The 17,529-nt window shown below is 61.0% G+C and carries 13 protein-coding genes, 1 tRNA gene and 1 pseudogene; 14 read left to right on the top strand and 1 reads right to left on the bottom strand.

Translation table 11 applies throughout. The features are described 5' to 3' along the window. Positions 1-72: 72 nt before the first annotated feature. The 12 genes and pseudogenes from prfB to H2O14_RS03145 all read left to right on the top strand — a co-directional run bounded on the left by prfB (position 73) and on the right by H2O14_RS03145 (position 15,756). Positions 73-1,204, top strand: a protein-coding gene (gene prfB / locus H2O14_RS03200; protein ID WP_182826483.1) for a peptide chain release factor 2 whose coding sequence is annotated in 2 segments (ribosomal slippage) — positions 73-141 and positions 143-1,204 — 1,131 coding nt in all. Because the reading frame shifts where the segments join, the coding sequence is not laid out codon by codon here. Between the two features lie 220 nt (positions 1,205-1,424). Beyond that, a tRNA-Trp gene (locus H2O14_RS03195) sits at positions 1,425-1,500 on the top strand. Between the two features lie 164 nt (positions 1,501-1,664). After that, positions 1,665-1,856 (top strand): preprotein translocase subunit SecE, encoded by a 192-nt coding sequence (secE, locus tag H2O14_RS03190; protein ID WP_182829253.1) that lies wholly within the window; start codon positions 1,665-1,667, stop codon positions 1,854-1,856. Positions 1,857-1,875: 19 nt separating this feature from the next. Next, the gene (gene nusG / locus H2O14_RS03185; RefSeq protein WP_182826482.1) at positions 1,876-2,406 is read left to right on the top strand and encodes a transcription termination/antitermination protein NusG; all 531 of its coding nucleotides are present in this window, start codon (positions 1,876-1,878) and stop codon (positions 2,404-2,406) included. Positions 2,407-2,590: 184 nt separating this feature from the next. Then, a complete protein-coding gene (gene rplK, locus H2O14_RS03180) occupies positions 2,591-3,019 on the top strand; it encodes a 50S ribosomal protein L11 (RefSeq protein ID WP_182826481.1) in 429 nt (142 codons plus the stop codon). Positions 3,020-3,022: 3 nt separating this feature from the next. Further along, a complete protein-coding gene (gene rplA / locus H2O14_RS03175) occupies positions 3,023-3,718 on the top strand; it encodes a 50S ribosomal protein L1 (RefSeq protein ID WP_182826480.1) in 696 nt (231 codons plus the stop codon). A 326-nt stretch (positions 3,719-4,044) separates the two neighbouring features. Then, entirely contained in the window at positions 4,045-4,563 is a 519-nt protein-coding gene (gene rplJ / locus H2O14_RS03170) for a 50S ribosomal protein L10 (RefSeq protein ID WP_137153694.1), read from the top strand. Positions 4,564-4,622: 59 nt separating this feature from the next. After that, a complete protein-coding gene (gene rplL / locus H2O14_RS03165) occupies positions 4,623-4,994 on the top strand; it encodes a 50S ribosomal protein L7/L12 (RefSeq protein ID WP_182826479.1) in 372 nt (123 codons plus the stop codon). Positions 4,995-5,188: 194 nt separating this feature from the next. Then, positions 5,189-9,325 (top strand): DNA-directed RNA polymerase subunit beta, encoded by a 4,137-nt coding sequence (rpoB, locus tag H2O14_RS03160; protein ID WP_182826478.1) that lies wholly within the window; start codon positions 5,189-5,191, stop codon positions 9,323-9,325. Between the two features lie 198 nt (positions 9,326-9,523). Next, positions 9,524-13,717, top strand: a pseudogene (gene rpoC, locus H2O14_RS03155) (DNA-directed RNA polymerase subunit beta'); the annotation flags it as partial. A gap of 513 nt (positions 13,718-14,230) precedes the next feature. Next, positions 14,231-14,656, top strand: coding sequence for a hypothetical protein (locus tag H2O14_RS03150; protein ID WP_182826477.1), 426 nt, complete (start codon positions 14,231-14,233; stop codon positions 14,654-14,656). Between the two features lie 80 nt (positions 14,657-14,736). Then, positions 14,737-15,756 carry a calcium-binding protein gene (locus H2O14_RS03145; protein WP_182826476.1) on the top strand — a complete coding sequence of 340 codons (1,020 nt, stop codon included), beginning with the start codon at positions 14,737-14,739 and terminating at the stop codon, positions 15,754-15,756. Here the strand turns inward: H2O14_RS03145 and H2O14_RS03140 are convergent. Further along, positions 15,740-16,030: a transcriptional regulator gene (locus tag H2O14_RS03140; RefSeq protein WP_182826475.1), complete on the bottom strand. Its 291-nt coding sequence runs from the start codon at positions 16,028-16,030 to the stop codon at positions 15,740-15,742. The genes H2O14_RS03145 and H2O14_RS03140 overlap by 17 nt on opposite strands. Positions 16,031-16,605: 575 nt before the next feature. On the opposite strand from H2O14_RS03140, the gene rpsL reads away from it, so the two are divergent. Both rpsL and rpsG read left to right on the top strand, forming a co-directional pair. After that, on the top strand, positions 16,606-16,977 hold the full coding sequence (rpsL, locus tag H2O14_RS03135; RefSeq protein ID WP_137153564.1) for a 30S ribosomal protein S12: 372 nt from the start codon (positions 16,606-16,608) through the stop codon (positions 16,975-16,977). 61 nt (positions 16,978-17,038) lie between these two features. Beyond that, on the top strand, positions 17,039-17,509 hold the full coding sequence (rpsG, locus tag H2O14_RS03130; RefSeq protein ID WP_137153565.1) for a 30S ribosomal protein S7: 471 nt from the start codon (positions 17,039-17,041) through the stop codon (positions 17,507-17,509). Positions 17,510-17,529: the final 20 nt, after the last annotated feature.

Raw genomic sequence — 17,529 nt, 5'->3', positions numbered from 1 at the left:
GGCGGGTTTACAAGGCCCGCCGGGCGCTCTAAAGCACAGCCGCTCAATTCGTGGGAAGGAAGACATCCGCACATGCGCAACGAAACAATCAATGTCATCGACGAAATCAAGCAGGCCATAAGCCTGCTGAGGAGGCATCTTTGACTGGGATCAGGCCGTAAGACGTCTGGATTGGCTGAACAACAAGGCCGAAGATCCCAATCTCTGGAACGACCCCTCCGAAGCCCAGAAACTGATGCGCGAGCGCCAGCAGCTGGACGACAGCATCACCAGCGTCCGCAAGTTCGAGGCGAGCCTGCAGGAGAACATCGACCTCATCGAGCTCGGCGAGATGGAGGACGACGACGAGATCGTGCAGGTGGCGGAAGCCTCCCTCAAGGACATGCTCGCGGAAGCCAACCGGCGCCAGGTCGAGGCGATGCTGTCGGGTGAAGCCGACGGCAACGACACCTATCTGGAAGTCCATTCCGGCGCCGGCGGCACCGAGAGCCAGGACTGGGCCAACATGCTGCTGCGCATGTACACCCGCTGGGCCGAGCGCCAGGGCTTCAAGGTCGAAGTGCTGGAAATGCATGACGGCGAAGAAGCCGGCATCAAGTCGGCGACGATTCTGGTCAAGGGCCACAACGCCTATGGCTGGCTGAAAACCGAATCGGGCGTGCACCGCCTCGTGCGAATCTCTCCTTATGATTCGAACGCGCGTCGCCACACCTCGTTCTCGTCTGTCTGGGTCTACCCGGTCGTCGACGACTCGATCAATATCGAGATCAACGAAAGCGACTGCCGCATCGACACCTACCGCGCGTCGGGCTCGGGCGGCCAGCACATCAACACCACCGATTCGGCGGTGCGCATCACCCATATTCCCTCGGGAATCGCGGTGGCGTGCCAGCAGGAGCGCTCACAGCACAAGAACAAGGCCAAGGCCTGGGACATGCTGCGGTCGCGACTCTACGAGGTCGAACTCGAAAAACGCGAAGCGGCGGCGAATGCCGAGGCGGCGTCCAAGACCGATATCGGCTGGGGCCACCAGATTCGCTCCTATGTGCTGCAACCCTACCAGATGGTGAAGGACCTGCGCACCGGCGTCGAGAGTTCGGCCCCGTCCGACGTGCTCGACGGCGCGATCAGCCCGTTCATGGAAGCCGCCCTTGCCCACCGCATCAGCGGCAAGGGCGACGCCGTGGTCGACGATCTCGGCTGACAGACCGGCCCCTTACGACGAACAAAGCCCGGGCCGCGGCGACGCGCCCGGGCTTTTTCTTCTGTCGCTCGAAGTCCGCGAGCGCCCGAGCAGGCGAGGGACATTTGTGAATTGTGATCCCCGACCTGTAAAAAAGCGCTTGTGTTTTCAGAACGAATTGAATAATCAGCCGCTGTCCGAGACGAAGGGCGCTTCTCAGCGAACGACGTCGAAGGCGAGTAGGGGTATAGCTCAGTTGGTAGAGCGACGGTCTCCAAAACCGTAGGCCGGGGGTTCGAGCCCCTCTGCCCCTGCCAGTTCACCGCATTCCTGAAAGCGTAAACGCAAATTAAGAATGCGGAAGACGCCGTATTTTCCCTCTTGTGAAAAAGGGAATCGGCGGTTATGTAGGGTTCAAACAGACACGCGGCGCGTGGGGCTGGAAAACCGGCTTTACGCGCCGAAATGGCGTGAGCAGTCAATGGCATCGAAAACCAATCCATTCACGTTTCTGCAGCAGGTCCGCTCCGAGACGTCGAAAGTTACTTGGCCTACGCGGCGCGAGACGATGATCTCGACCATGATGGTGTTCGTCATGGCCGGCGTTGCCGCGGTGTTCTTCTTTGCCGCCGATTGGGTGATGGGTTATGCCATCTCCCTTATCCTCGGTTGATCGGTTCGGAGAATTTCTGATGGCTGCGCGCTGGTATATTGTTCACGCTTATTCGAATTTCGAGAAGAAGGTCGCCGAATCGATCGAGGACAAGGCTCGCCAGAAGGGCTTGAGCCATCTGTTCGAAAAGATCGTGGTTCCGACCGAGAAGGTGGTTGAAGTGCGCCGCGGCCGGAAGGTCGATTCCGAGCGCAAGTTCTTCCCGGGCTATGTGATGGTTCGCGCGAACCTCACCGACGAGGCCTACCATCTCATCAAGAATACGCCGAAGGTCACCGGCTTCCTTGGCTCCGAGTCCAAGCCGGTTCCGATACCCGACTCCGAAGCCGACCGCATCCTCAACCAGGTGCAGGACGGCGTCGAGCATCCCAAGCCGACGGTCTCGTTCGAGATCGGCGAGCAGGTTCGCGTCGCGGACGGTCCCTTCGCCTCCTTCAACGGCATCGTTCAGGATGTCGACGAGGAGCGCTCCCGCCTCAAGGTGGAAGTATCGATTTTCGGGCGCGCCACTCCGGTCGAGCTCGAATACGGTCAGGTCGAAAAGGTCTGATCTCCGGACGCCGGCTTGCCGGCGTCTCGCGTGGAAGGCGCGGATCTCTAGCCGGATCCTTCTGAACGCCGCACCACGCAACCGCAGCCGCCGGTTCTGACGAATCGGCAAACAGGCCGGGCAACCGGTCCAGTCGGTTCATGGTCGCATGTCGATCTGAACCTTGTGTGAAAAAGGCAGAGAAATGGCTAAGAAAGTTGCAGGCCAGCTCAAGCTGCAGGTCAAGGCCGGCTCGGCGAACCCGTCGCCGCCGATTGGTCCTGCGCTCGGTCAGCGCGGCATCAACATCATGGAATTCTGCAAGTCGTTCAACGCGGCTACGCAGGAAATGGAAAAGGGTATGCCGATCCCGGTCGTCATCACCTATTACCAGGACAAGTCCTTCACCTACGCGATGAAGCAGCCGCCGGTGTCTTACTTCCTCAAGAAGGAAGCCAAGATCACCTCCGGCTCCAAGACGCCGGGCAAGGCCAAGGCCGGTTCGATCACCGCCGACCAGGTGCGCAAGATCGCCGAAGCCAAGATGAAAGATCTGAACGCCGCCGATATCGACGGCGCGATGCGCATGATCGAGGGCTCCGCCCGCGCCATGGGCCTGGTAGTGGAGGGCTGATAGATGGCGAAGCTTGCAAAGCGTCTGCAGAAGATTACCGAAGGCATCGACCCGAACAAGGCCTATGTCGTTTCCGACGCCATTTCGATGGTCAAGGAACGCGCTGTCGCCAAGTTCGACGAAACCATCGAAATTTCGATGAATCTCGGCGTTGATCCGCGCCATGCCGACCAGATGGTCCGCGGCGTGGTCAACCTGCCGAACGGCACGGGCAAGAATGTCCGCGTCGCGGTCTTCGCGCGCGGCGCCAAGGCTGACGAAGCCAAGGCCGCCGGCGCCGACATCGTCGGCGCGGAAGACCTGCTCGAAACCGTCATGGGCGGCAAGATCGACTTCGATCGCTGCATCGCGACCCCCGACATGATGCCGCTCGTCGGCCGTCTCGGCAAGGTTCTCGGCCCGCGCGGCATGATGCCGAACCCGAAGGTCGGCACCGTGACCGTCGACGTCGCCGGCGCCGTCAAGGCGTCCAAGGGCGGCGCGGTCGAATTCCGCGTTGAAAAGGCCGGCATCGTGCATGCCGGCGTTGGCAAGGCCTCTTTCGACGCCAAGGCGCTCGAAGAAAACATCAAGGCGTTCGCCGACGCCGTGGTCAAGGCCAAGCCGGCCGGCGCCAAGGGCAACTATGTCAAGAAGATCGCGATCTCCTCGACCCAGGGCGCTGGCGTCAAGGTCGATCCGTCGTCGCTGACCGCCTGATGGAATTCCGGCGCCCGAGCGTTCGGGCGCCGAGCATGGTTTCCAGCCTTCGGGCTGGAAATTGCCGGTTCGCCGGCAAAGTTCCTGTCCGAGATTGCAGGTGGGCCTACCTTAATCAATTGGCCTGCATGAGACGGGTAAGATCCGATTTCCGCGGATGAATGTCCGCAAAGAACGGTTCGAACCTTGGATGCCTTGTGCTGTATCCCCGAGGGGATGCGCGCGAGGGGACAGGATCCTCAAGCGTCGCTTGGGATCGCTCCCATGCGGCAAAAGGCAACCCGGTGACTCTGCATTCTCGCGGCGTCACCTACTGGAGTGAGACAGTGGATAGAGCGGAAAAACGCGAATTCGTCTCCGAACTGAACGGAGTCTTCAAGGCTTCGGGCTCAGTCGTCGTGGCGAGCTATTCCGGCGTCACGGTCGCGCAGATGAACGATCTTCGTTCGAAAATGCGCGCTGCCGGCGGCACCGTAAAGGTCGCGAAGAACCGCCTGGCCAAGATCGCTCTTCAAGGCACTGAGTCCGAACAGATCGGTGATCTGTTCAAGGGTCAAACGCTGATTTGCTTCAGCGAAGACCCGATCGTGGCTCCGAAGATCGCGTCCGAATTCGCCAAGACCAACGACAAGCTGGTCATCATTGGCGGTGCGATGGGCGCGACTGCGCTGAACGCTGAAGGCGTCAAGGCGCTTGCGACCCTGCCGTCGCTTGATGAACTGCGTGCGAAGCTTGTGGGTATGATTCAGACCCCGGCCACCCGCATTGCTGGCGTTCTTCAGGCCCCGGCTGGCCAGCTGGCCCGCGTTTTCAACGCATATGCCGAGAAGAGCGAAGCCGCATAAGGCGGTACTTCGCTGTCACTTGAACCAACCAAGATCGAACCTAAATAAGGAATACAAAAATGGCTGATCTCGCAAAGATCGTTGAAGACCTCTCGGCCCTGACCGTCCTGGAAGCCGCCGAACTCTCCAAGATGCTCGAAGAAAAGTGGGGCGTTTCCGCCGCTGCTCCGGTGGCTGTCGCCGCCGCTGCCGCTGCTCCGGCCGCCGCTGTCGAAGAGAAGACCGAGTTCGACGTGATCCTCGCCGACGCCGGCGCGAACAAGATCAACGTCATCAAGGAAGTCCGCGCCATCACCGGCCTGGGCCTCAAGGAAGCCAAGGACCTGGTCGACGGCGCTCCGAAGCCCGTCAAGGAAGCCGTGTCCAAGGCCGAAGCCGAAGACATGAAGAAGAAGCTCGAAGCGGCTGGCGCCAAGATCGAGCTGAAGTAATTCAGACGGTGGAGAGCGGCTCGGTTCGGGCCGCTCTTCTTTCCGTTGCTGTGAACCTGTTACCCAAAAGCCTGGACCAGGCTTTTGGGTATTGGGTTCTAAAGATAAGAGTTCCCCGATATATGACGGAGCCGTGTGGCCAGCGGCCCTCCGTCTGTTGCAGGCCCGAATGCTATAAGCGATAAGGAGCGACGATGGCTCAGACCCTGTCTTTCAATGGTCGTAGGCGCGTACGCAAGTTTTTCGGAAAGATCCCGGAAGTGGCGGAGATGCCGAACCTCATCGAGGTTCAGAAGGCGTCCTACGACCAGTTCCTGATGGTGGAAGAACCTGAAGGCGGACGTCCCGACGAGGGACTAAACGCCGTATTCAAGTCCGTGTTCCCGATCACCGATTTTTCCGGCGCGGCTATGCTCGAATTCGTGTCCTACGAATTCGAGCCGCCGAAGTTTGACGTGGATGAATGCCGTCAGCGCGATCTGACCTACGCAGCGCCGCTCAAGGTGACGCTGCGCCTGATCGTGTTCGATATCGACGAGGACACCGGCTCCAAGTCGATCAAGGACATCAAGGAACAGTCCGTCTACATGGGCGACATGCCGCTCATGACCAACAACGGCACCTTCATCGTCAACGGCACCGAGCGCGTCATCGTCTCCCAGATGCACCGTTCGCCGGGCGTGTTCTTCGACCATGACAAGGGCAAGAGCCATTCTTCGGGCAAGCTGCTGTTCGCCGCCCGCGTCATCCCCTATCGCGGTTCCTGGCTCGACATCGAGTTCGACGCCAAGGACATCGTCTATGCGCGCATCGACCGTCGCCGCAAGATCCCCGTGTCGTCGCTGCTCATGGCGCTCGGCATGGACGGCGAAGACATCCTGTCGACCTTCTACACCCAGTCGCTCTACCAGCGCGACGGCAAGGGATGGCGCGTGCCGTTCCAGCCCGACACGCTGAAGGGTCAGAAGGTCATCGCCGACCTCATCGACGCCGACACCGGCGAAGTCGTGGTGGAAGCCGGCAAGAAGCTCACGCCGCGCCTGCTGCGCCAGTTGACCGAAAAGGGCCTCAAGGCTCTCCGCGCCTCCGACGACGATCTCTACGGCAACTTCCTCGCCGAGGACATCGTCAACCCGAACACGGGTGAGATCTATCTCGAAGCCGGCGACGAAATCGACGAGAAGACGCTTCCGGTCATTCTCGACACCGGTTTCGACGAAATCCCGGTTCTCGACATCGACCATATCAACGTGGGCGCCTATATCCGCAACACGCTGCATGTCGACAAGAACCAGAATCGTCAGGACGCCCTGTTTGACATCTATCGCGTCATGCGTCCGGGTGAGCCGCCGACCATGGAATCGGCCGAGGCCATGTTCCAGTCGCTGTTCTTCGACGCCGAGCGCTACGACCTCTCGGCCGTCGGCCGCGTGAAGATGAACATGCGCCTCGACCTCGACGTGGCCGACACCGTGCGCGTGCTGCGCAAGGACGACATCCTCGCCGTGGTGAAGATGCTGGTCGACCTGCGCGACGGCAAGGGCGAAATCGACGACATTGACAACCTCGGCAACCGCCGCGTCCGCTCGGTCGGCGAACTGATGGAAAATCAGTATCGTCTCGGCCTGCTCCGCATGGAGCGCGCGATCAAGGAACGCATGTCCTCGATCGAGATCGACACGGTCATGCCGCAGGATCTGATCAACGCCAAGCCGGCCGCCGCCGCCGTCCGCGAATTCTTCGGCTCGTCGCAGCTGTCGCAGTTCATGGACCAGGTGAACCCGCTGTCGGAAATCACCCACAAGCGCCGTCTGTCGGCGCTCGGCCCGGGTGGTCTGACCCGCGAGCGCGCGGGCTTCGAAGTCCGCGACGTGCATCCGACCCACTATGGCCGCATCTGCCCGATCGAAACGCCGGAAGGTCCGAACATCGGTCTCATCAACTCGCTCGCGACCTTCGCCCGCGTCAACAAATACGGCTTCATCGAAAGCCCGTATCGCAAGATCGTGGACGGCAAGGTCACAAGCGACGTGATCTACCTCTCGGCGATGGAAGAAGCCAAGTACTACATCGCCCAGGCGAATGCCGTGCTCGGCGAAGACCAGTCGTTCTCGGAAGAGTTCGTCGTCTGCCGTCACGCCGGCGACGTGATGCTCGCGCCGCGCGACACGATCAACCTGATGGACGTTTCGCCCAAGCAGGTCGTTTCGGTCGCCGCCGCGCTCATTCCGTTCCTTGAAAACGACGACGCCAACCGCGCTCTCATGGGCTCGAACATGCAGCGTCAGGCCGTGCCGCTCTTGCGCGCCGAAGCGCCGTTCGTCGGCACCGGCATGGAGCCGATCGTGGCCCGCGACTCCGGCGCCGCAATCGGCGCCCGCCGCGCCGGCGTGGTCGACCAGGTCGATGCGACGCGTATCGTCATCCGCGCCACGGAAGGCCTCGAAGCCGGCAAGTCCGGCGTCGATATCTACCGCCTGCAGAAGTTCCAGCGTTCGAACCAGAACACCTGCGTCAACCAGCGTCCGCTGGTCACCGTGGGCGACGTGGTCAACCGCGGCGACATCATCGCCGACGGCCCGTCGACGGATCTCGGCGATCTGGCGCTCGGCCGCAACGCGCTCGTCGCGTTCATGCCCTGGAACGGCTACAACTACGAAGACTCGATCCTGCTGTCCGAGCGCATCGTGTCGGACGACGTGTTCACCTCCATCCACATCGAAGAATTCGAAGTGATGGCGCGCGACACCAAGCTTGGTCCGGAAGAAATCACCCGCGACATTCCGAACGTGTCGGAAGAAGCGCTGAAGAATCTCGACGAAGCCGGCATCGTCTATATCGGCGCCGAAGTTCAGCCGGGCGATATCCTGGTCGGCAAGATCACCCCGAAGGGCGAAAGCCCGATGACGCCGGAAGAGAAGCTCCTGCGCGCCATCTTCGGTGAAAAAGCCTCCGACGTTCGCGACACGTCCATGCGCATGCCCCCGGGCACCTACGGCACCGTCGTGGAAGTGCGCGTGTTCAACCGTCACGGCGTCGAAAAGGACGAACGCGCCATGGCGATCGAGCGCGAGGAAATCGAACGCCTCGCCAAGGACCGTGACGACGAACAGGCCATTCTGGACCGCAACGTCTATGGTCGTCTGATCGAGATGCTCAAGGGCCATGTCGGCATAGCCGGCCCCAAGAGCTTCAAGAAGGGCGCCGAACTGACCCATTCCCTGATCGCGGAATATCCGCGTTCGCAGTGGTGGATGTTCGCCGTCGAAGACGAAAAGGCGCAGAGCGAACTCGAAGCGCTCCGTGGTCAGTATGACGAGTCCAAGTCGCTGCTCGAACAGCGCTTCATGGACAAGGTCGAGAAGGTCCAGCGCGGCGACGAAATGCCTCCGGGCGTCATGAAGATGGTCAAGGTCTTCGTCGCTGTGAAGCGCAAGATCCAGCCGGGCGACAAGATGGCCGGCCGTCACGGCAACAAGGGCGTGGTGTCTCGCATCGTTCCCGTCGAAGACATGCCGTTCCTCGAAGACGGCACGTCCGTCGACGTGGTGCTGAACCCGCTCGGCGTGCCCTCGCGCATGAATGTCGGCCAGATCCTCGAAACCCATCTCGGCTGGGCTTGCGCCGGCATGGGCAAGAAGATCGGCGCGATGATCGAAGCCTATCGCGAAGGCGGCAATATCGAACCGCTGCGGATCACCATGGATGAGCTGATGGGCCAGGGCCCCAAGGCTGAACCCGTGAAGGATCTCGACGACGAGTCGCTGGTGCGCCTCGCCGAACAGTCCAAGAAGGGCGTCTCCATCGCCACTCCGGTGTTCGACGGCGCGCATGAGGCCGACATCAATGTGATGCTGAAGGAAGCGGGTCTTTCCGAGACCGGCCAGTCTCAGCTCTATGATGGTCGTACGGGCGAGCCTTTCGACCGCCCGGTGACCGTCGGCTACATCTACATGCTGAAGCTGAACCACCTCGTGGACGACAAGATCCACGCCCGTTCGATCGGCCCATACTCGCTCGTGACCCAGCAGCCGCTGGGCGGCAAGGCGCAGTTCGGCGGTCAGCGCTTCGGGGAAATGGAAGTCTGGGCTCTGGAAGCTTACGGCGCCGCCTACACCCTGCAGGAAATGCTGACGGTGAAGTCGGACGACGTGGCCGGCCGCACCAAGGTGTACGAAGCGATCGTGCGCGGCGACGACACGTTCGAAGCGGGCATTCCCGAGAGCTTCAACGTTCTCGTCAAGGAAATGCGGTCGCTCGGCCTGTCGGTGGAGCTCGAAAACTCGGTGGTCGAAGAGACGGCCGGAGAGCTTCCGGACGCGGCGGAATAAAATCATAGAGGCGGCGCGCGGATTTTCCCGCGCGCCGCGTCACGCTTTGGTCCGTTTCGCATGTCATAGCGTTGAGTCGGACGAGGGTGTGGAGCGCGGCGCAGGCCGCGGTTTTCCATTTTTAGGAAGCGACGATTTTCGTCGACAAGAATCGTCAGCGCTTCCATTTCAGGGTTTGGCGCCCCCAAGGAGACAGGCATGAACCAAGAGGTCATGAATCTTTTCAACCCGCAGGCACCGGCACAGGTCTTCGATTCCATCAGGATTTCGATCGCCTCGCCCGAGAAGATTCTTTCCTGGTCCTACGGCGAAATCAAGAAGCCGGAGACCATCAACTACCGCACCTTCAAGCCGGAGCGCGACGGTCTGTTCTGCGCGCGCATCTTCGGGCCGATCAAGGATTACGAATGCTTGTGCGGCAAGTACAAGCGCATGAAGTACAAGGGTATCATCTGCGAGAAGTGCGGCGTGGAAGTCACGCTGTCGCGCGTTCGCCGCGAGCGCATGGGCCATATCGAGCTCGCCGCGCCCGTCGCCCATATCTGGTTCCTGAAGTCGCTTCCCTCGCGCATCTCGACGCTGCTCGACATGACGCTGAAGGATGTCGAGCGCGTTCTCTATTTCGAACATTACATCGTCACCGAGCCGGGCCTGACCGCGCTCAAGGAGCGTCAGCTCCTGACGGAAGAAGAATATATGCTTGCCGTGGACGAATACGGCGAAGACCAGTTCACCGCCATGATCGGCGCCGAAGCCATCTATGAAATGCTCGCGAGCCTCGAGCTCGAGCGCATCGCCGGCGAACTGCGTTCGGAACTGGCCGACACCACCTCGGATCTCAAGCAGAAGAAGCTGATGAAGCGCTTGAAGATCGTCGAGAACTTCATCGAATCCGGCAACCGTCCGGAATGGATGATCATGAAGGTCGTGCCGGTGATCCCGCCGGATCTGCGTCCGCTCGTGCCGCTCGACGGCGGCCGTTTCGCGACGTCGGATCTGAACGATCTGTACCGCCGCGTCATCAACCGTAACAACCGCCTCAAGCGCCTGATCGAACTGCGCGCGCCGGGCATCATCATCCGCAACGAAAAGCGCATGCTGCAGGAAGCTGTGGACGCGCTGTTCGACAACGGCCGTCGCGGCCGCGTCATCACCGGCGCCAACAAGCGTCCGCTGAAGTCGCTCTCCGACATGCTCAAGGGCAAGCAAGGCCGCTTCCGCCAGAACCTGCTCGGCAAGCGCGTCGACTATTCGGGCCGTTCGGTCATCGTGACCGGTCCGGAACTCAAGCTGCACCAATGCGGCCTGCCGAAGAAGATGGCGCTGGAACTGTTCAAGCCGTTCATCTACGCCCGCCTCGACGCCAAGGGTTTCTCCTCGACCGTCAAGCAGGCCAAGAAGCTGGTCGAAAAGGAAAAGCCGGAAGTCTGGGATATCCTCGACGAGGTCATCCGCGAGCATCCGGTTCTCCTGAACCGCGCGCCGACCCTGCACCGCCTGGGCATCCAGGCCTTCGAACCCACGCTGGTCGAAGGCAAGGCCATCCAGCTGCATCCGCTCGTCTGCACCGCCTTCAACGCCGACTTCGACGGCGACCAGATGGCCGTGCACGTGCCGCTGTCACTGGAAGCGCAGCTCGAAGCCCGCGTGCTGATGATGTCGACTAACAACATCCTGCATCCGGCCAACGGCGCGCCGATCATCGTGCCGTCGCAGGACATGGTTCTCGGTCTCTACTATCTCTCGATCGTGGCTGAGAACGAGCCCGGCCAGGGCATGGTGTTCTCCGACATGGGCGAGCTGCAGCACGCGCTCGAAACCAAGACGGTGACCCTGCACACCAAGATCAAGGGCCGTTTCAAGAGCGTCGACGCCGAAGGCAAGCCGACCTCGAAGATCTATGAGACGACCCCGGGCCGCATGATCGTCGGCGAACTCCTGCCGAAGAACCCGATGGTTCCCTTCGATGTCTGCAACCAGGAACTGACCAAGAAGAACATCTCGAAGATGATCGACACGGTCTACCGCCACTGCGGACAGAAGGACACGGTCATCTTCTGCGACCGCATCATGCAGTTGGGCTTCGCCCATGCCTGCCGCGCCGGCATTTCCTTCGGCAAGGACGACATGGTCATCCCGGCGTCGAAATACACGATCGTCGACGAGACCGAAAACCTCGTCAAGGAATACGAGCAGCAGTACAATGACGGCCTGATCACGCAGGGCGAAAAGTACAACAAGGTCGTCGACGCCTGGGGCAAGGCCACGGAAAAGGTCGCCGACGAGATGATGAAGCGCCTGAAGGCCGTCGAATTCAAGGACGACGGTCGTCAGAAGCAGATGAACTCGATCTATATGATGAGCCATTCGGGGGCCCGCGGTTCGCCCAAGCAGATGTCGCAGCTCGGCGGCATGCGCGGCCTGATGGCCCGTCCGGACGGTTCGATCATCGAAACGCCGATCACGTCGAACTTTAAGGAAGGCCTCACCGTCAACGAGTACTTCAACTCGACCCACGGCGCCCGCAAGGGTCTGGCCGACACCGCGCTGAAGACCGCGAACTCGGGTTACCTGACCCGGCGTCTCGTCGACGTGGCGCAGGACTGCATCGTGACGCATGTCGATTGCGGCACCGATACGGGTCTGACCATGACGGCGATCATCGACGCCGGTCAGGTCGTGGCCTCCATCGGCACGCGCATCCTCGGCCGTACGGCGCTCGACGACATCGACAATCCGTTGACCGGCGAGCGCATCGTCGAGGCGGGTCGCATGATCAACGAGTATGACGTGATCGCGATCGAGAAGTGCGGCATCCAGTCGGTTCGCATCCGCTCGGCCCTGACCTGCGAAATCCGCACCGGCGTCTGCGGCGTCTGCTATGGCCGCGACCTGGCGCGGGGCACGCCCGTCAATATCGGCGAAGCTGTCGGCGTCATCGCCGCGCAGTCGATCGGCGAGCCGGGCACGCAGCTGACGATGCGCACCTTCCACCTTGGCGGCACCGCCACCGTGGTCGACAGCTCGTTCCTCGAAGCGTCCTATGAAGGCACGATCCAGCTCAAGAACCGCAACCTGCTGCGCAACTCCGACGGCAATCTCGTCGCCATGGGCCGCAACATGTCCATCACCATTCTCGACGAGCGTGGCGTGGAGCGGTCGTCGCAGCGCGTCGCCTACGGTTCGAAGATCCTGGTCGACGACGGCGACAAGGTGAAGCGCGGTCAGCGCCTCGCCGAGTGGGACCCCTATACCCGCCCGATGCTCACGGAAGTGGCCGGCCGGATCGAGTTCGAAGATGTGGTCGATGGTCTGTCTGTCACGGAATCGACCGACGAATCCACCGGCATCACCAAGCGTCAGGTCATCGACTGGCGTTCGACCCCGCGTGGTTCGGATCTGAAGCCCGCCATCGTCCTCAAGGACGAAATGGGCAACATTCTGAAGCTCGCGCGCGGCGGCGACGCCCGTTACTTCCTGTCGGTCGAGGCCATTCTGTCGGTCGAGCCGGGCACGAAGGTCAGCCAGGGCGACGTGCTTGCGCGTTCGCCGATGGAAAGCGCCAAGACCAAGGACATCACCGGTGGTCTGCCGCGCGTGGCCGAACTGTTCGAAGCGCGCCGTCCGAAGGATCACGCCATCATCGCCGAGATCGATGGCACGATCCGTCTGGGCCGCGACTACAAGAACAAGCGTCGCGTCATCATCGAGCCTGCGGAAGACGGCGTCGAGCCGGTCGAATACCTGATCCCGAAGGGCAAGCCGTTCCATCTTCAGGACGGCGACTTCATCGAGAAGGGCGACTACATCCTCGACGGCAACCCGGCGCCGCACGACATTCTGGCGATCAAGGGCGTGGAGGCTCTGGCTTCCTACCTTGTGAACGAAATCCAGGAAGTCTATCGTCTGCAGGGCGTGTTGATCAACGACAAGCACATCGAAGTCATCGTGCGTCAGATGCTGCAGAAGGTCGAGATCACCGAGCAGGGCGACTCCAGCTATATCCCGGGCGACAATGTCGACCGGATCGAGCTGGACGAGGTCAACGAGCGTCTCATCGAAGAAGGCAAGAAGCCTGCTTACGGCGAGCCCGTGCTGCTCGGCATCACCAAGGCGTCGCTGCAGACTCCGTCCTTCATCTCGGCCGCGTCCTTCCAGGAAACGACCAAGGTGCTCACGGAAGCTGCGATCGCCGGCAAGCGCGACACGCTGCAGGGACTCAAGGAAAACGTCATCGTCGGCCGTCTCATCCCGGCCGGCACCGGCGGCACCATGACCCAGATCCGTCGCATCGCCACGGCGCGCGACGAGATGATCCTCAAAGAGCGCAAGCGGAGCTCCGGCGCCGACGCCGCGACCCCGATGCTGCAGGATCTGGCCGGCGAGGCCGCTCCGCCGCCGAGTGATCGTAACGGTCTGCCATATGCGGAACGCCGGGGAAACCTCCGGCGTTTTTTTATCGCCGCCTGGGTCTCCGTTCGGTGACATGGTCCTTTGCCCGTTTGCGCTTGCTGAGCCTTCTGTAGCGTATTTGTCCCCGATTGGTGACATGGGCGGTCTGGCTAAGCGAGATATGGCGTCCGTCTGCGTTGAGGCATGATGATAGACGCTGGCAATACGGACCGGATCAATCGTGGCGGAAGTCAAACCCGCGTCGGCCGCGGGGGCGTGCGAGCATGAGTTTAGTAGAGTGTCACGGGCTGACTTAAAGGCTCCCGTCGGCCGCCGTCGTCTCCACACGCCATATTTCATCATTAGGTTCTGAATTGACAGTTCGCCACTCAATTGGGGGTTGTTCGGGCGGTTGTCTTCGATGATCATTCTTGCCGTTAAGAAATGGCGCAGTTCAACGCGGACCCACGCGACAGGGGGACATCCATGGCGACCATCCGAATTGAAAGTGGGATGCCGGACTTTGGTTGGTTCGAGGATTTCTACAACGCGTCCAGCCTCAGCCTGAAGACCAAGTCAACGACCAAGGCAGTCTTCGAGGATAAGAATGGCGCCGAGATCGTGCTGGCGGGAAGCGGTCTCGCCTTCAGGTCCGGAGAGATCGTCGCAGGCGTGGTCACGGGCGTCTACTTGCTTGACGAGAATGGCGCCAGGCTCATCAGCGTGTCGAAGGACTCCTATTCCGGCAAAAGCTTGTCCGGCTACATCAACGACGCAAATCTCTGGGGCCTGATGACCGAACTCACCAAAGGCGACGACAAATTCATTGGTGGAAAGGGTGCCGACAGCCTGAACTTCGGCGACAACAACGGCAACGACACGATGATCGGTGGGGTCGGGGGCGACTATATCGCCGGCTCGAGGGGGATGATGTCCTGACCGGCGGGGACGGCAAGGACGAGTTCGACACGCTCAGCTACGAAGAGACCTATTGGCGTAGCGACGACAGGAAGGGCATCGTGCTTAACACGAAGACGGGCATCGTCACCGACAGCTGGGGCGACACCGATAAGATAGAGGGTTTCGAGGAACTGCGCGGCTCCGTTTATGCCGACAAGATGACGGGCAGCGCCGAAGATGAATCCTTCATGGGCATGAAGGGTAATGACGTCATCGATGGCGGCGGCGGAAAGGACACGCTGCGCTATCACCGCGACGATCGATTTGACGGCCAAAAGGGCATCGTCGCCGATCTCTCCAAGGGAACGGTAAAGGACGGCTTCGGCAATGTCGACACCGTCAAGAACTTCGAAGACGTCTATGGCGCCTATCACAACGACACGTTCGTCGGAGACGGCAAGAACAACATGTTCCGGGGAATCTCGGGGACCGACAGTTTCGACGGTAAGGGCGGCATTGACGAGATCAGCTTCCGCTGGTGGGAAGATCTGAAACAGCACGGAGCTATCGTCGATCTATCGAAGTCAAAGGGCCAGATCATCGACGACGGCTTCGGCAATATCGAAACGGTGAAGAATATCGAGGCCGTCGGCGGCTCTCAATTTGCCGATAAGATCTCGCTCGGCGCCAGCAATGGCTGGGCCTGGGGTGACGACGGGAACGACCGCCTGACCGCAGGCGTCGGCCAGCAATGGTTCGGTGGCGGCGCGGGGGCCGACAGGTTCGTTTTCGCCTCGTTCAAGGCGCTCGGCGTCGGCCCGAGCGCCCGCGACTTCATCGACGACTTCTCCCATTCTCAGGGCGATCGTATCGACCTGCAGGGGTGGGAGACCTGGTCTTCAAAGGGAAGGGCGCCTTTTCCGGCGCGGAAGGCGAGATCCGCTACACAGTATCAAGTGACAACACCCTGCTCTCGACTGATCTTGACGGCGACAGGAAAACCGACGTTCAGATCATGCTCGGCGGGAAGATCGCGCTCGTGGCCAGCGACTTCATCCTCTGAGAGAAAAGCCCGGCCTCGCGGTTTGGGCGGCCGGGCTCCTCATCCGCATCAAAAGAGCGTCAGGAAAACCGGATGATCGAGACGTCGCCTTCGAGCGCGCCCTGATAGGCGGAGGCGTGCGGCTCCTCGTCGGGTTCTCCCATGATCGTACCGATCTGATCGAGGTCGGCTTCGTGGAAACCTTCTTCCGTCAGCGCGTTCAGCGCCTCGCGGACGGCGGTGTCGTCATCGGGAGCCCGCAGCATGATATGGACATCGACGCCGTCTTCGTCATCTTCGAGATAGGCCTTGCCGATGATGATGAAGACAAAGCCGTCCTTCGGCGCGTTGTCGTTGACGGGATCTTCCATATGTGACGCTTTCTTTTTGTCTGGGAGAGGGCGGGTCGCCCCGGTTGCCGAACCGATTCCTGAGGAATCACCTGTGGATGCGAAGCGCGAGAACGGCGCCGTTGACGCGAATCTATCGACTCCGGCCGGTCGGCACAAATATATTGTAGCGACGCGGCGGGTTTTTACCCTTGATTAAGGTTGTCGAATTCTTGCGCCTGTGTGCGGTTTCGGCTCATATCGGCTCCAAACCCGCGGTTTCCACCCGGTTGCCGTAAAAACGGCGCCGCCCCTTGACTGTGAAGGGGAATGCATCTAGTACGCCGACCATCAGAGCCGATGTGGGGCTGGCTGGTTCGGGACGACGCGTCCTGGAGTTCGTCCCAAACAAGGTTCATCATAGCACGTTGTTTTGCGATTGCTGCACGCATGATTCCTCTTTTTGCGGAGGAATCCTCTGTTTCATCGGATCCACACGCTCACTATGGCGGTGCATCCGATTTTTGCGCATGAAACATCGACATGCTTGAGAGCCGGAGACGGCGTAACGAGTGCCCGAAAGGGTCCAGGAAAACAGTTTCTAAAGGGATGGTTACATGCCTACCGTAAACCAGCTGATCCGCAAGCCGCGTCAGGCACAGGTCAAGCGCAACAAGGTTCCTGCTCTGCAGGAAAACCCCCAGAAGCGTGGTGTTTGCACCCGCGTGTACACGACCACGCCGAAGAAGCCGAACTCGGCTCTGCGTAAGGTTGCCAAGATCCGCCTGGTGAACGGCTTCGAAGTCATCGGCTACATCCCGGGTGAAGGCCACAACCTTCAGGAACACTCCGTGGTGATGATCCGCGGCGGCCGCGTCAAGGACTTGCCGGGCGTGCGTTACCACATCATCCGCGGCGTTCTCGACACCCAGGGCGTCAAGAACCGCAAGCAGCGCCGCTCCAAGTACGGCGCGAAGCGTCCGAAGTAATATTGGCCGCCTCCGCGCCTTGCGCGCGGCGGCTCCCTGATCAAGTTGAGAGACGAAAAATATGTCCCGTCGTCATAGTGCAGAAAAGCGCGAGATCAATCCGGATCCGAAGTTCGGCGATCTGGTTGTGACCAAGTTCATGAACGCCATCATGTATGATGGCAAGAAGTCCGTCGCCGAGCGCATCGTTTACGGCGCCTTCGACGCCGCCCAAGCGAAGGCGAAGGCGGAGCCGATCGCTCTGTTCCATCAGGCGCTCGACAACATCGCCCCGCACGTGGAAGTTCGCTCCCGCCGCGTCGGCGGCGCGACCTACCAGGTTCCGGTCGACGTCCGTCCCGAGCGCCGTCAGGCCCTCGCCATCCGCTGGCTGATCACCGCCGCCCGCAAGCGCAACGAAACGACCATGGTCGATCGTCTGTGCGGCGAGCTGCTGGACGCCGCCAACAACCGCGGCTCCGCCGTCAAGAAGCGCGAAGACACGCACAAGATGGCGGAAGCCAACCGCGCGTTCTCGCACTATCGCTGGTAATCATCGAGAGAAAGGCAGTC

It is taken from the genome of Rhizobium sp. G21, from assembly GCF_014158035.1.
In the GTDB taxonomy this organism is placed as follows: Bacteria; Pseudomonadota; Alphaproteobacteria; order Rhizobiales; family Rhizobiaceae; genus Rhizobium_E.
The sequence above is the reverse complement of the archived record's forward strand: the minus strand, read 5'-3'. Positions and strand labels throughout refer to the sequence as shown.